This is a genomic window from Micromonospora hortensis (assembly GCF_022230935.1).
GTDB lineage: Bacteria > Actinomycetota > Actinomycetes > Mycobacteriales > Micromonosporaceae > Micromonospora > Micromonospora hortensis.
On sequence record NZ_JAKKFE010000012.1, the window covers coordinates 285,319 to 297,797 of the forward strand.

Below are 12,479 nucleotides of genomic sequence, written 5' to 3' on the forward strand. Positions count from 1 at the left end.
CCTCGCCGGCCGGCAGATCACCGACGGCGGCGGGCCATCCACTGCCAGATATGGGTGCCGTTGAGGCTCGGGTCGTTGCGGGCCACGTAGATCCAGGACCAGTGACCGGGGAACTGGTAGCCGTTCCAGACGACGCGGTCGTACAGGCTGATCAGCGATCCCGGGATGAGGTCGTGGGCGTGGATCGTGTTGGTCTCTGGTGGCACTGTGTCGTCGTCGCGCGAGGTGACCAGCCAGGTCGGGGTCCGAATGCTCGCCAACTCCGCGTCGGTGATCAGCGGCGGGCCCTCCCCGCTGAGCGGCTCGACGACACCGCAGATCGGCACCGAGGCGGCGAACAGGTCGGGGTAGGTCGAGGTCATCTCCAGGGACATGTAGCCGCCGTTGCTGCAACCGACCACGTAGATCCGGTCCGGGTCGACACGCTTGCGACGGACGAGGTCAGCAACGATCTCGCGGATCAGCGGGGCGAACCGGGGGCCGTCCTCCATCCAGTAGGAGGTGCTCTGCGGAGCGACGACGTACGCGCCAGAGAAGATCCGCTGGGCCTGCGGAGTGGCGAAGCCGAGCGCTCCCCGGTTGGCACGCAACGTGGTCTCGTTGTCGTAGTAGTCGTCAGGCAGAGAGGCGCCCTCGCCGCCACCGTGCAGCCAGACGATCAGCGGTCGCCGGCCGTGCCGGGGCGAGTGGTCGGGCGAGTACAGCCGGTACTTCATACCCGAGCCCGAGACGTGGTAGCTGAAGGCGTCCACCTCCGGGTTCGACAGCCCTGCCTGCACGAAGCGGCTGATGGTGACCGGCGAACCGTGCCGTCGGACGACCGGGGTGTTCTGGGTGATGGTGTAGACGAGGTCCAGCCGGACGTTGCGGCCCCTGCTCAGGATGTAGCCAAGGGTCCCACCGCCGGGTTGACCCTCGGCGTGGCTCAGCTCCAGCACGATGTTGCCGTGCCGGTCGAGTCGGGCCCTGGTGACAGTGCGGTCCAGGTCGTACTCGCTGAAGATCTGGTCGCCGGGAGCGATCGGGATCGGGCTGGTGGCCTTGGCGTGCACTGTGAACGTGCCGGGGGTCAGCCCGGCCGGGTCGATCGGCCCGAGCCGGCGGGTGTCGAGGGTGACCGAGGTGACCTGCTCACCGCCGTCGAGCGTTCTCGCGTCGAGGGTGAAGCTCACGCTGGTGGAATGGCGCCCATCGGCGTGGGCGGCGGCGCCGGGCAGGGCCAGGCCGATGGCGGCACCGGCCCCACCGGTCAGGACGGTGCGGCGAGTGACAGACGTGGACATGCGGGCCCCCGGTACCTTGCGATGTAGAAGCTCATCGATGGCATCTCAACGTAACGCCGCGGAGATCCGCTGGCAACCGGTGCCGGCACGAGTGATCAGGGCGCCCCGCGCCCTCGGAGCTACGCGGAAGACGCCCTGACCAGTCACGGGAGGAAGGCCGCCCGCACAGTCAGCTCAGGCGCTGGAACACCGAGAACGGGTAGACCCAGGCGGGGTTGAAGATGAGGCCCAGCCGGTGCAGGTACCGCTGGCAGGCGCTCGGCTGCGCCGGGTCGGGGCAGAACGTCACCCACAGCTCGGAGTAGCCGTCCTTCTCGGTCGGGCTGTAGCTGACGACCTGGTCCCGCACGACGAACTGCATCGAGGTCAGTCGGGGGTCCTGCACGTCGTTGGGGAAGGAGAGGGACGTGTCCAGGCCGTACAGCACGATCTCGTTGGAGAACAGGCAGACGCTCGCCTGGAAGTGCAACTCGTAGATGGTGGTGTAGGCGGCAGTCTCGTAGACCTCCTCGGAGACCTCCTCGCGGTAGCACGGGGTGCCCGGCGGGAACGCGGGCGGCGTGGGCACCGGGATCGCGTTGGTCGTGATGTCACCGGTGGTGCGGGCCGAGCCGCTCGACGGCGTCGCGCGCAGGCCGCCGTCGGAACAGGCCGCCTTCGTCGTGCAGATGGCCGCGCCGGGCGCCGCCGACGCGGCCGCCGCCGGGACGGTGAGCGTCGCCGCGAGCACGGTCAGGGCCAGGACCAGAGGCTTGAGATGTACGGACACGTAACCTCCAATGGTCGATCAGTGCGTTCTGCACCCGAGCAGAATCGCCGATCGGGCCGGGCCTCTGGCCGGGATTCCGTACACCGCGCGCGACCTCGGGGACCTCTGGGGTGAGGCGGACACTCTCAGCCGGCTCGGTGACACCCGCCACGCCCTCGGCGATCCCGTTTCCGGCCGGGCCGACGGGCAGCGGGCACTGGACATCTTCACGGCCCTCGACCATCCGGACGCCGCCGCCGTCCGCGCCAAACTCCAGCTCACGTAATCGAGCCCATCGCCCAGAGACCGGCCACCCGGGTCGTACTTTGGGACGATCTGGAGTCGCACCACCGTTCGTACGATGAATCAATGCATCCTCGCCTGCACGCGGTGTCGACCGAGCCGCGTGTCTCCCCCGCTCCGGCGCGGACGTGGCGCGACTGGGCGATGATCGCCGCTCTCGCGCCGGCGATCGTGGTGGAAGGAATCTTCCGACCCGATCTGCCCTGGCGGGTGGGCTGCGTCGTGGTCGCGCTCGCGCTGCTGCCCACGCTCCTGTGGCGGCGTACCGCACCGCTCGCGATGGTGGTGATCGCCTTCGGCTGCACGACGGTCGCCCCGTTCGTGCTACCCGGCGATCCCTGCCAGCTGTTCACTGCGAGCTTCCTGGTCCTCCTGGTCTACGCGCTGTTCCGCTGGGGCTCCGGCCGGGAAGCCGTGCTCGGTTCGTTCTTCGTGGTGGCCAAGGTGACAGCCGCCGGGCTGGTCGGCTCGGTCGACGGCGGTGAACTGGTCGCCGGCTTCGCGGTGATGTTCGCCGCCGCCACGCTGGGTGTCGCCATCCGCTTCCGCGCCGCCACCCGGCTGCGCGAGCTCGATCGGGTGAAGCTGTTGGAGCGTGAACGGCTCGCCCGCGACCTGCACGACACGGTTGCCCACCACGTGTCGGCGATGGCGATCCGCGCTCAGGCCGGCATCGCCGCGTCGACGACCGAGCCGGATGCCGCCGTCGAGGCGCTGCGCACCATCGAGGCCGAGGCGTCCCGCGCGCTTGCCGAGATGCGCGCGATGGTCCGCGTCCTGCGCCGCAACGAGCCCGCCGATCTGGCGCCCAACCCGCAGGTAGCCGACATCGGGCGGCTCGCCGGCCAGTTCCGCACCGGTCCGGCCGTCGACGTGGAGCTGCGCGGCGACCTCGACGACCTTCCGCCCACTGTCGGCTCCGCGCTCTACCGCCTGGCCCAGGAGTCGGTCACCAATGCCCGTCGCCACGCGCGCCACGCCACCCGGATCGAGGTCAGCGTCGCGGCCGATGACACGTCAGTGCGTTTGCGGGTCAGCGACGATGGCGAGGCCGGCGCCGCCCGTCCGACCGGCTCGCCCGGTTTCGGCCTGGTGGGCATGATGGAGCGCGCCGACCTGCTCGGAGGCACCTGCGAGGCCGGCCCCGATCCCGACAGTGGATGGACCGTCACGGCCGTGCTTCCGCGCGAGGGGGTCGGCGCGTGACGGTTCGCGTGCTCGTGGCGGACGACCAGGAGATCGTCCGTACCGGCCTCACCATCATCCTGAACACGCAGCCCGGCATCGAGGTCGTCGGTGGAGCGGGCGACGGCCGCCAGGCGGTCGAACTCGCCCGGCGGCTCCGCCCCGACGTGTGTCTGTTCGACATCCGGATGCCGGGCTTGGACGGCATCGAGGCCACCCGGGCGCTCGCCGGGCCAACGGTCCCGGAGCCGCTCGCGGTGGTCGTCATCACGACCTTCGACCTCGACGAGTACGTGTACGCGGCGCTGCGGGCCGGCGCCCGCGGCTTCCTGCTCAAGGAGGCCGGCCCTGACCTGCTCAGCCAGGCCGTGCACGCCGCCGCCAACGGGGACGCGCTGATCGCGCCGAGCGTCACCACGCGGCTGCTGAAGGCGTTCGCCGACGTGGATCCGGCCGCACCGCGCACGCAGCCCATCGAGGCGCTCACCGACCGGGAGGAGCAGGTCCTGGTCGCCGTCGCGCGGGGACGCACCAACCAGGAGATCGCCGACGAGCTCTACATCACGTTGAGCACTGTCAAGTCGCACGTCACCAGCCTGATGACCAAGCTGGGGGTGCGTAACCGGGTCGAGGTGGCGATGTGGGCGTACGAGACCAACCGCCGTCGACGGCACTGGTGACCGGCGGAAGTACGACGACCGTCTCCGACCATGGGCCAACCCGATCGCGGCCCTTGTGCCGATGAGCGGGGGCGGGTGCGGCGTCCACCATCGGTGGCATGACGATGCGCGAGTGGCGGCTACCGGCCGCGTTGATCCTGCTGGGCCTGATACCGATGCTCGCCGGCGCCGGACGCCTCACCGAGCTGGGCAGCGGACCGGAGGTCACCGCGGCCAACGCGCGCTTCGTCGCCGATCCGCTGCCGGTGGTGCTGCACATCGTCGGCGCGGTGGTCTACACGATCCTCGGTGCGTTCCAGTTCGTGCCCCGTCTGCGACGTCACTCTTGGCACCGCCGTGCCGGCCGCGCGCTCGTCCCCTGCGGGCTGACGGTCGCCTTCACCGGCCTGTGGATGGCCGTCGCGTACGACCTACCGGCCCATGACAACGACGTGCTCGCCGGCATGCGACTCGTCTTCGGCTCGGCCATGGCCGGCGCGATCCTGCTCGGCCTCGCCGCCGTGCTCCGCCGGGACATCGCCCAACACCGCAGATGGATGGCGCGCGGCTACGCGATCGGCCTCGGCGCCGGCACCCAGGCGTTCACCCACGCGCCGTACCTCATCGCGACCGGTGAACAGCCCAACGGGAACCTCCGGGCCGGCCTGGTGGTCGCCGGCTGGTTGATCAACCTTGCGGTGGCCGAGTGGTACCTGCGCCGTCCGGCTCCGGTCGTCACCGCGGCGGCCCTGCGCCGAGCTGAGCCCGAGCGGCAGAAAGGCTGAGGGGCTGCGGTCCCCCTGTCGCACCTGACGGTGTGGCTGCCGTGCCGGCGGTACGGCAGCCACACCCTGGCGTCACCTGTTCTGCTTCTCCTGGCACGGCACGCAGAAGCGAGCGTGCGGGAGAATTTCGAGCCGCTCGGCCGGGATGCTCTGGCCGCACCTGTGGCAGGCACCGTAGGTGCCGTCGCTGATCCGGTTCAGCGCACCGGTGATCTGCTCGATGTTCTGACGGGTGGCCAGCAGCAGCGCGGCCTGGTTGTGGGCCTCGCCGGGGTCGCCGGTGTCCGCGTTGAGCTCGGTCAGTTCCCGCAGCCGAGCCGTCTGGGTGGCGAAGTCGTCCGCCAGGGACGCTCGCAGGTCAGCCAGCCAACCCTGGTCGAGAGTAGGACGATGATCGACGCTCATGATCTGCCTTTCAAGGGGAATGGGCGGGAAAACAAAAAGGGCCGAAGCTTGGATAGCTTCGCCCTGGCGGTCGTTCTGGATATGCAACGACTCCGCAGGTGGGCCTCGGCCGGTTCGCGTCGGGCTCAACATTGTGTGCGTGGGCACGGTGTGCGGCGCGCGGACGACCGGCACCCGCATGTCGGCCTTGGGACGGGTCGCCGTCGGCACGCGCACAGCAGCGCCCGCCGCCACCTCGGTGGCGGCGGGCGAGCGGAGAGTCACCGGCGGCATGCCCCCACCATAGAGCGGGGTTGCCCTAATGCCAACGGTCGCGGTGGGACCTCGTTCCACCACTTTTCGCCACAATAGGGCCGTTGCCCGAACTCGGTCGGCGACCGTCCGGTTCTCCGTCGGCACGGCGTCGCCGGTTGGTCAGCTCGGGGTGAGGAGGCAGAACTCGTTGCCCTCCGGGTCGGCGAGCACCCGCCACGGGACGTCCTGCCCCAGGTCGATGGGGGTCGCGCCGAGACTCCGAAGCCTGGTTTCCTCGGCCTCCGGGTCGTCACCGGGGTACGGACGGACGTCGAGGTGGACGCGGTTCCACACGCTCTTCACATCAGGGGTACGGACGAACTCCAGGTAGGGGCCGACGCCCTTGGCGGAGCGCAGTCTCGCACCCTGATCGGTCACCTCGTGCAGTGTCCAATCCGTGGCCTCGCTCCAGAACCGGGCCATGGCTCGCGGGTCAGCGCAGTCGACCACCACGGCGGCGATCGGTCCGGTGTCCCGGTAGAGCTCTCGGGGCTCCAGCACGCAGAACTCGTTGCCCTCCGGGTCGGCCATGACCGTCCACGGCACGCCGCCCTGACCCACGTCGGCAACGGTTGCGCCCAGATCCGTCAGGCGGGCGACCACCTGCGCCTGGTGGGCCGCCGAGGTGGTGGCGAGGTCCACGTGCACGCGGTTCTTCACCGTCTTGGGCTCCGAGGAGACGACGAGGTCGACGCAGACGGCGACGGGGTCAGGGTAGACGAAGCCCTCGGGTTCGAGGTTGGTCACGCCAGGTCCCTCACTGGAGATTTCCCAACCGAGCGCCTGCGCCCAGAAACCGCCCAGTGCGGAGTCGTTCCGAGCCTTCATGTTGATCTGAACAAGCCGTGTCGCCATGCCGCGATGCTAGGGCCTGCGTCGAGGTCTCGCTGACCGTCATCGCCGCCGACCCCCGCTACCGTCTGCGCTCGTCCGGGGGCTGTTCCTTCGTCAGGTGCAGCAGCCACCCCTCGCCGGTGCGGATGAGCGCGTATCGCCGGCGACCGGCGCGGCCGTGCAACGTGAACAGCATCCGGCGGTCGGTGCGGTCATGCTCCTCCCAGGTGCCGATGTCGGCGATCGACTTGTCGACGTCCTCGTAGGTGAGGTGATCGAGGTCGTGGTCGGGCACGGCGATCGCGAGGCGGTTGTCGCTGGGGCTGTCCGGTAGACCGCGGGGCACCGCCCACGAGCGCAGCACACCGTCTTCTTCGAGCCGCAGGTCGAAGTGCGGTCGTGGCTTGCGGTGATGATGCAGGACGAAGGCGGGTGCCACTCCCTCATTGTCGGTGCCGACCGGCCCTGCCGCTTGTTAACGCGGCCACCTTATGAGGCCTGGTACGCCTTCCAGTCCTCGATCTGCGTGAGCGGAACCGGCACGGGCCGCTCCACCACTGTCGTCAGCTCGATCCGCCGGCCCTCGGCCGCCGACCGGAGCAGGCTGGTCATGGTTTCGAGTACGTGCAGTGCGACGTCGCCGTCAGCGCGCGGTGGGCGCTGACCGTCGGCCCTGACCAGGTCGATCAGACCGATGCCCCGGGAAGCCTCGGCGTAACCGGCCCGCGGGTCGAGAGCTCGCCATTCGGTGTCGCCGAGCGCGAAGAGGCGGACCTCACCGTCGAAGTAGTTCGGATCGGGTACGGCGAGCGTGCCGGCCTCGCCGTGCACCTCGATCGGCGCGGCCGTCGTCCGGACGCCGTCGAAGCTCGTCGTGATGGTGGAGAGCGCACCGTTGGTGTGCTCGAGTACGCCGGTGAGGTGAGTGTCCACCCCCACCGGGATCCGCTGCCCGGTGCGGGGGCCCGAGCCGATGACGCGCTCGGCGCGCAGGCGGCTGGCGGCTCCGGTCACCGCCCGGACCGGCCCGAGCAGGTGGATGAGCGCCGAGATGTAGTACGGCCCCATGTCCAGCAGCGGGCCGCCGCCCGGGGCGTAGTAGAAGTCGGGGTTGGGATGCCAGCGTTCGTGACCCGGAGTGACCATGACGGCCGAGGCGGACATCGGGCGGCCGATGACCCCGCCGTCGATCGCCGACCGTGCCGTCTGCGTACCCGTACCCAAAACGGTGTCCGGCGCGCACCCGACGCGGACACCGGCCGACGCGGCACGTTCGATGATCGAGCGACCGTCCGAGAACGTCACGGCGAGCGGCTTTTCCCCATACACGTTCTTGCCGGCGTCGATAGCGCCCAGCGAGATGTCGGCATGGGCGGCAGGGATGGTGAGGTTGAGCACGGTCTGCACGTCCGGGCGGGCGAGCAGACGCTCGACGCTCATCGCCTCGGCTCCAGGAATCGTGGCCGCGACCTCGGCCGACCGGGCGGCGTCGAGGTCCGCCACCGCGACGATGTCGACCTCGGGGTGGGCCGCGAGGGTGTCCAGGTACGCGCGGGAGATGACCCCGAGACCTATGACGCCGACGCGGTGCGGGTCGCCCACACCATTCCCCTCTCGATCACGGTACGGACATCCGCGTGCTCCAGCACGTCGAGGCTGTGCCCCGGGGTCGTCACGACGATGCGCCCGGCACCCCACTGTCGGGTCCAGATCGCCGGTGAGGTGACCGGCCGACGCCACGGATGCCAGGCCTGCGTCGGGTGGGTGGTCACGGCCAGCACGTCGATCAGGTCATCGTGCAGCACCCAGTACTGTTCGGTGACCAGGTCGAAGTCCTCGATGCCCGCGGTGATCGGGTGCTCCCGGCCGAGGTCGGTGACGCGCACCGTGTGCGGCAGGAAGTTGTCCTCCGGGCCACCGTGACGCTCACACGGCTCCCGGCCCGGATGGGTCGCGAACTGGCCGCCCACCAGGTGCAGGTATTCGGATGACGCGCGGAACGAGTCGACGATGCCGCCGTGCCAGCCGGTGAGACCCGTGCCGGCGATGACCGCCGCGCTGAGGCCCGCCACCTGGTCCGCGGTGATCTGCGACATCGTCATGCACTGCACGACGAGGTCGGTCTCGGCCATCTCGGCGGCGTCGGCGTAGATCTCCGTCGACTCCTCGACCCGCACGGCATAGCCGCTACGTTCGAGGAAGGGGAGGAACAACTCCGTCGCCTTGACCGGCTGGTGCCCCTCCCAACCGCCCCGAACCACCAGTGCTCTCCGCTGCGCCACCGTCGCTCCCTCCCACGGGTCCGTCGCCACCGGGCTGGCCGCTCCCGCCCCGACGACGTGCCGCCGATGCCCGTACGTGTCGAGCACCGAAACCCTACCCGTGGTAGCCGACGAAGCCGACTGACGCGAGCTTCCGGATTCCACTGTGGCCGGTCGCCGTACGATGCACCGGTTCCGGACCGGCGCAGGGGATCCGAGCCGGTCGGGTCGCAATAGCGGGTGCCGTGGCGGGATCTGCTGATCAACCGCTACGGCGGTTACCGTACTGGCGAGGGCTCTGGACCGAGCCGCGGCCACCGAGGTGCTGACCCTTTCCATGCGGCTGCGGCGAGGCCACCTTGCCCTTCGCGCGTCGGGCAGCCCGATTCGTGGGAACGGCAGACGCCTCCGCCTCCGCCTCCGCCTCGGCCTCGGTCTCGGCCGTTGTCGAGGTGTCGGCAGCCGCCGTGGGGTCGTCTTGGGCGGGTTCGTGCTCCGGCATCGGCTTCTCCTTGGATGTGGTGGGGTCCTGCGGGCCATCGACGGCCGGCGGCCGTGGACTGATCGACGCCGAGGTGCGCGCCTTGACGGTAGCGCAACGCCAGACCCAGGCGAGGTGTTCCCCCGCTCCGTGCTGGCGGGCACGCTCGTCGCCGCCAGCCCCGCCCACACTCGCAGCCAGCCGGAATGCGAGTCCTCCCGCCTCGGCCGTCCGCTGCCGTGACCGCCGCTGCCTAGGCCACGCCGGCGGTGACAGCGCAAACGCTGTCACCGCCGGCTCACCACCGTGCGCCGTGCTGGTGGACACGAGTCCGTTACTACGCCGGCTTCGCGTTCCGGGGCCACTCCGCAGCCTCCGGGAGCAGGTCGAAGATGCGGCCCATGGAGTACGGCTGGTACGTCGTCTGGGACTCGGCGATCTTCTCCCAGTCGGAATTGGTGAACTGGAACATCCACAGGGCGTCCAACTCGAAGTCACCGTGCCCTTCGGGAAGGTGTTCGAACTCCTGCTTCATCTCGTCGACATCGAGGCCGGCACTCGTCGTGTGGCTCTCGAGGTGAGAGCGCGCTGCCTCGTCGAGCATCAGCAGCTCAGCGATGGTGTGTGGCACCGGCGTCACTCCCCTGGCCAGCAGGTCACACAGGTCGACGCAGGTCTGCGCGAGCCGAACGAAGAATTCTGGCGGCTGAGCGATCAACGAAGCCGGAAACCCGACCGCGGGACCTTCGATCCCCCACATGAGGCCATCCGCCTGATCAACGAGGACCTCCGCCATACCGCACAACGACTCGTAGAGAGCAGCAGCCCAGCGAGGGCCGACGCCCCACATGGGACATACGCACACTTCTTCGTCGTCGTCCGCGCTCTCCATCAGGCAGCGGCACGATCCGCCGGGACCGCACTGGCCGCTGCCGACATCATCACCTCGGCGTTCGGCATACGATGGACAGCCGTCGCAGTAGTCGCACCCATCGGCGGGACACTGCGCGGCGGGAAACAACCCCGCCCAATCGATCTTGCTGCCATCCCTCGGCAGGTCGGGGACGTCGAGTTCGCTCACGAACCAGGTGGCAAGGAACTGCCGTTCATCGGTGACGTCGACGCGCTGTTGCGCTGCTTGCTCAAGCCCGGCTCGGACGCTTGCCGGCAGACTGAGCCAGAGGCCGGAGAAGTTCTCCTGCCCCTTGTCTGGAGAGTTCAACAGGTTGCAAATGGCGATCGCCTGGTGTGGCCAATCGAGCGTCGCGATGGCATCCAACTCGTTGCCGTTGCCTTTGTCGACGATTGCCATGACACGCGACTTGGTGGTGGTGTGTTGGGGCACGAAGGCGATTACTTCTCTGGGCACGACAGCTCCTCCCGGGCGCGCATGAGGGCACGCTGGGCTACGAAGTAGGAACAGAGGTCCGCGCTGGTTGTCCCGGTGCTTCCGTGGACTCCGCTTCGCGGGACATCAAACTAGCATGCCTGTCAATTGCAGGACCGGGCTGCGAGCCGGAGCAGAGCCGATCGCTGAGGATCCGCATCCGCCACGAACGGGTAGTTGCCGCTGAGCAGCCTGCCGTCGAGCCGGGTGAGATAGCGCAGCGGGCCCCGGTTGACGGCGTCGCCGGTGCGCCCGACGCGGGCCGTCCTCCGGACAACGACGGATCGCCGACATGCACAATCCATCGTTGTCCGGCCGGGACGACCACAGTCAAGTGGCCGTCACGTCGAGACGACCGTCAGACGGTGGTGCGGGACCACTGCTGGTTGGTGCCGGAATTGCACGAGTACTGCTTGAGGACCACCCCGTCCGCGGTCGCCGCGGCCGGTACGTCCACGCACTTGTTGCTGTGTCGTGCCCGGAGCTGGAAGTAGCCGCCGTTGGTGACCATCTGGAACTGCTGGTTGGTGCCGGTGCCGCAGGTGTACTGGACGAGCTCGGCGCCGTCGGCGGTCGACGCGCTCACCACGTCGAGACACTTTCCGCTGTTGCGGCTGACGATGCGCCAGTAGCCGCTACCGGCGTCCTGGAACTGCCACTGCTGCCACGCACCGCCGCTGTACGTGTACTGGCCGACGCGCGCGCCGTTGTCGGTGTTCGGCTGCTGGACGTCCATGGCCTTGCCGCTGTGCCGCGCATCGATCCGGTAGAACGTTCCCGTCGTGGGCGGAGGCGTCGTCGGGTCGCCGCCGCCGATGGTGTCGCCATAGGCATAGCGGATCCGGTCGGCGCCAGAAGTGTTGCGGATGGTCAAGTTGAGATTGGTGCCGCTGCCGCTGAGGGCGAACATCGAATACCAGTCGTGACCGGAGCCGGAGTTCTTGCCGCCGAGGGCGGGCCAGTAGGTGCCGCCCATCTGGTTGTCACGCATGACCTGAGCCATGGCGCGGATGTGGCGCACGAAGTTGTCGGTGCTGTTCGCGTCGGCGTAGTTGAGGCCGTTGTCCATGGGCCCGCCGAACTCGGTCGCGACCGCCCGGGAGGCACAGTTGCCCAGACGCGTCTGCATGTGGCTTCGCCAGGCGTCGTAGGTCATCGAGCCGTAGAAGAAAGCGTAGTGGTGGAAGGACAGCAGGGTCGAGTTGAAGCGGCTGTCGTTGCAGATGTCGCGCAGGTCCTGGCTTGCGCCAGTGCCGCCGATGAGCACCCGGCTGGGCACGGCCGAGTAGTGGGTGCTGAGCCAGTTGGCTGCGATGTCGCGCCACTGTGCCGAGCTGTAACCGCCCGGCTCGTTCATTGGCTCGAAGTACACGTTGGTGTTCGAACCGTAGGCGCTGGTCACGCTGGACCACATCGTGTTCCACGCGGCGAGGTTCGCGATCCTCGCGCCGGAGGAATGGTCCGTCCAAAAGGCGAGGATGACCTTGAATCCACGGGCAGTTGCGGCGTCAATGGCGCCCCGGTAGGCGTTCCACCAGGTGGTGTTGGCCACTGTCTGAGTGTTGATAGGCAGCCGGACGGTGTTGATCCCCATGGTGGAGGCCATGTCGTCGTAGAGGGCGTTGGCCTTGGCCTGCACTGTCGCGTAGCTGTCGGATTGGCTCAGGCCCTGCACGACGAGCGGGCTGGTGCTGAAGTTGTCACCCAGTTGAGCCCAGTTCATGCCTCGGAACTGGTTGGTGGCGGCGGCGGCGGGCGACGACGCGACGACGATCACGCCGCCAACCATCGCCGTCATGGCGGCCACCAGGGCGATCAACGTCCGGCGCATCGACCGGCTGATCCGTTTCATGC

The 12,479-nt window shown here is 69.0% G+C and carries 14 protein-coding genes; 4 read left to right on the forward strand and 10 right to left on the reverse strand.

The genetic code is table 11. The features are described from left to right. Window positions 1–17 precede the first annotated feature (17 nt). Window positions 18–1,283: a prolyl oligopeptidase family serine peptidase gene (locus NIE111_RS09830; protein WP_238684076.1), complete on the reverse strand. Its 1,266-nt coding sequence runs from the start codon at window positions 1,281–1,283 to the stop codon at window positions 18–20. Between the two features lie 169 nt (window positions 1,284–1,452). Then, the gene (locus NIE111_RS09835; protein WP_238684077.1) at window positions 1,453–2,052 is read right to left on the reverse strand and encodes a hypothetical protein; all 600 of its coding nucleotides are present in this window, start codon (window positions 2,050–2,052) and stop codon (window positions 1,453–1,455) included. A gap of 10 nt (window positions 2,053–2,062) precedes the next feature. Between NIE111_RS09835 and NIE111_RS09840 the strand changes: the two genes are divergently transcribed. The 4 genes from NIE111_RS09840 to NIE111_RS09855 all read left to right on the forward strand — a co-directional run bounded on the left by NIE111_RS09840 (window position 2,063) and on the right by NIE111_RS09855 (window position 4,963). Continuing rightward, on the forward strand, window positions 2,063–2,317 hold the full coding sequence (locus NIE111_RS09840) for a hypothetical protein (RefSeq protein WP_238684078.1): 255 nt from the start codon (window positions 2,063–2,065) through the stop codon (window positions 2,315–2,317). Between the two features lie 83 nt (window positions 2,318–2,400). Beyond that, window positions 2,401–3,540, forward strand: coding sequence for a sensor histidine kinase (locus NIE111_RS09845; RefSeq protein ID WP_238684079.1), 1,140 nt, complete (start codon window positions 2,401–2,403; stop codon window positions 3,538–3,540). After that, the gene (locus NIE111_RS09850) at window positions 3,537–4,199 is read left to right on the forward strand and encodes a response regulator (RefSeq protein ID WP_238684080.1); all 663 of its coding nucleotides are present in this window, start codon (window positions 3,537–3,539) and stop codon (window positions 4,197–4,199) included. The genes NIE111_RS09845 and NIE111_RS09850 overlap by 4 nt, the downstream gene beginning before the upstream one ends. A 98-nt stretch (window positions 4,200–4,297) precedes the next feature. Beyond that, a complete protein-coding gene (locus NIE111_RS09855; RefSeq protein WP_238684081.1) occupies window positions 4,298–4,963 on the forward strand; it encodes a DUF2306 domain-containing protein in 666 nt (221 codons plus the stop codon). Window positions 4,964–5,035: 72 nt separating this feature from the next. On the opposite strand, the gene NIE111_RS32395 is transcribed toward NIE111_RS09855, so the two are convergent. The 8 genes from NIE111_RS32395 to NIE111_RS09895 form a co-directional block, all read right to left on the reverse strand. Then, a complete protein-coding gene (locus NIE111_RS32395) occupies window positions 5,036–5,641 on the reverse strand; it encodes a TraR/DksA family transcriptional regulator (RefSeq protein ID WP_372488298.1) in 606 nt (201 codons plus the stop codon). Between the two features lie 141 nt (window positions 5,642–5,782). Next, window positions 5,783–6,517, reverse strand: coding sequence for a VOC family protein (locus tag NIE111_RS09865; protein ID WP_238684082.1), 735 nt, complete (start codon window positions 6,515–6,517; stop codon window positions 5,783–5,785). A 58-nt stretch (window positions 6,518–6,575) separates the two neighbouring features. Continuing rightward, on the reverse strand, window positions 6,576–6,935 hold the full coding sequence (locus tag NIE111_RS09870; protein WP_238684083.1) for a DNA polymerase ligase N-terminal domain-containing protein: 360 nt from the start codon (window positions 6,933–6,935) through the stop codon (window positions 6,576–6,578). 50 nt (window positions 6,936–6,985) lie between these two features. After that, complete coding sequence (locus NIE111_RS09875; RefSeq protein WP_238684084.1) at window positions 6,986–8,098, reverse strand: Gfo/Idh/MocA family protein; 1,113 nt, start codon at window positions 8,096–8,098, stop codon at window positions 6,986–6,988. Further along, complete coding sequence (locus NIE111_RS09880) at window positions 8,068–8,778, reverse strand: ThuA domain-containing protein (protein ID WP_238684387.1); 711 nt, start codon at window positions 8,776–8,778, stop codon at window positions 8,068–8,070. Before NIE111_RS09880 ends, NIE111_RS09875 begins: the two co-directional genes overlap by 31 nt. Window positions 8,779–9,019: 241 nt before the next feature. Continuing rightward, entirely contained in the window at window positions 9,020–9,259 is a 240-nt protein-coding gene (locus tag NIE111_RS09885; protein ID WP_238684085.1) for a hypothetical protein, read from the reverse strand. A 316-nt stretch (window positions 9,260–9,575) separates the two neighbouring features. Beyond that, the gene (locus NIE111_RS09890) at window positions 9,576–10,607 is read right to left on the reverse strand and encodes a hypothetical protein (protein ID WP_238684086.1); all 1,032 of its coding nucleotides are present in this window, start codon (window positions 10,605–10,607) and stop codon (window positions 9,576–9,578) included. A gap of 376 nt (window positions 10,608–10,983) precedes the next feature. Further along, window positions 10,984–12,477 (reverse strand): RICIN domain-containing protein, encoded by a 1,494-nt coding sequence (locus NIE111_RS09895; protein ID WP_238684087.1) that lies wholly within the window; start codon window positions 12,475–12,477, stop codon window positions 10,984–10,986. Window positions 12,478–12,479: the final 2 nt, after the last annotated feature.

Coding starts and splice junctions, on each gene's coding strand:
- NIE111_RS09830 (WP_238684076.1), bottom strand. CDS start 1,283: ATGTCCACGTCTGTCACTCGCCGCACCGTCCTGACCGGTGGGGCCGGT.
- NIE111_RS09895 (WP_238684087.1), bottom strand. CDS start 12,477: ATGAAACGGATCAGCCGGTCGATGCGCCGGACGTTGATCGCCCTGGTG.
- NIE111_RS32395 (WP_372488298.1), bottom strand. CDS start 5,641: ATGCCGCCGGTGACTCTCCGCTCGCCCGCCGCCACCGAGGTGGCGGCG.
- NIE111_RS09845 (WP_238684079.1), top strand. CDS start 2,401: ATGCATCCTCGCCTGCACGCGGTGTCGACCGAGCCGCGTGTCTCCCCC.
- NIE111_RS09840 (WP_238684078.1), top strand. CDS start 2,063: ATGGTCGATCAGTGCGTTCTGCACCCGAGCAGAATCGCCGATCGGGCC.
- NIE111_RS09865 (WP_238684082.1), bottom strand. CDS start 6,517: ATGGCGACACGGCTTGTTCAGATCAACATGAAGGCTCGGAACGACTCC.
- NIE111_RS09885 (WP_238684085.1), bottom strand. CDS start 9,259: ATGCCGGAGCACGAACCCGCCCAAGACGACCCCACGGCGGCTGCCGAC.
- NIE111_RS09855 (WP_238684081.1), top strand. CDS start 4,298: ATGACGATGCGCGAGTGGCGGCTACCGGCCGCGTTGATCCTGCTGGGC.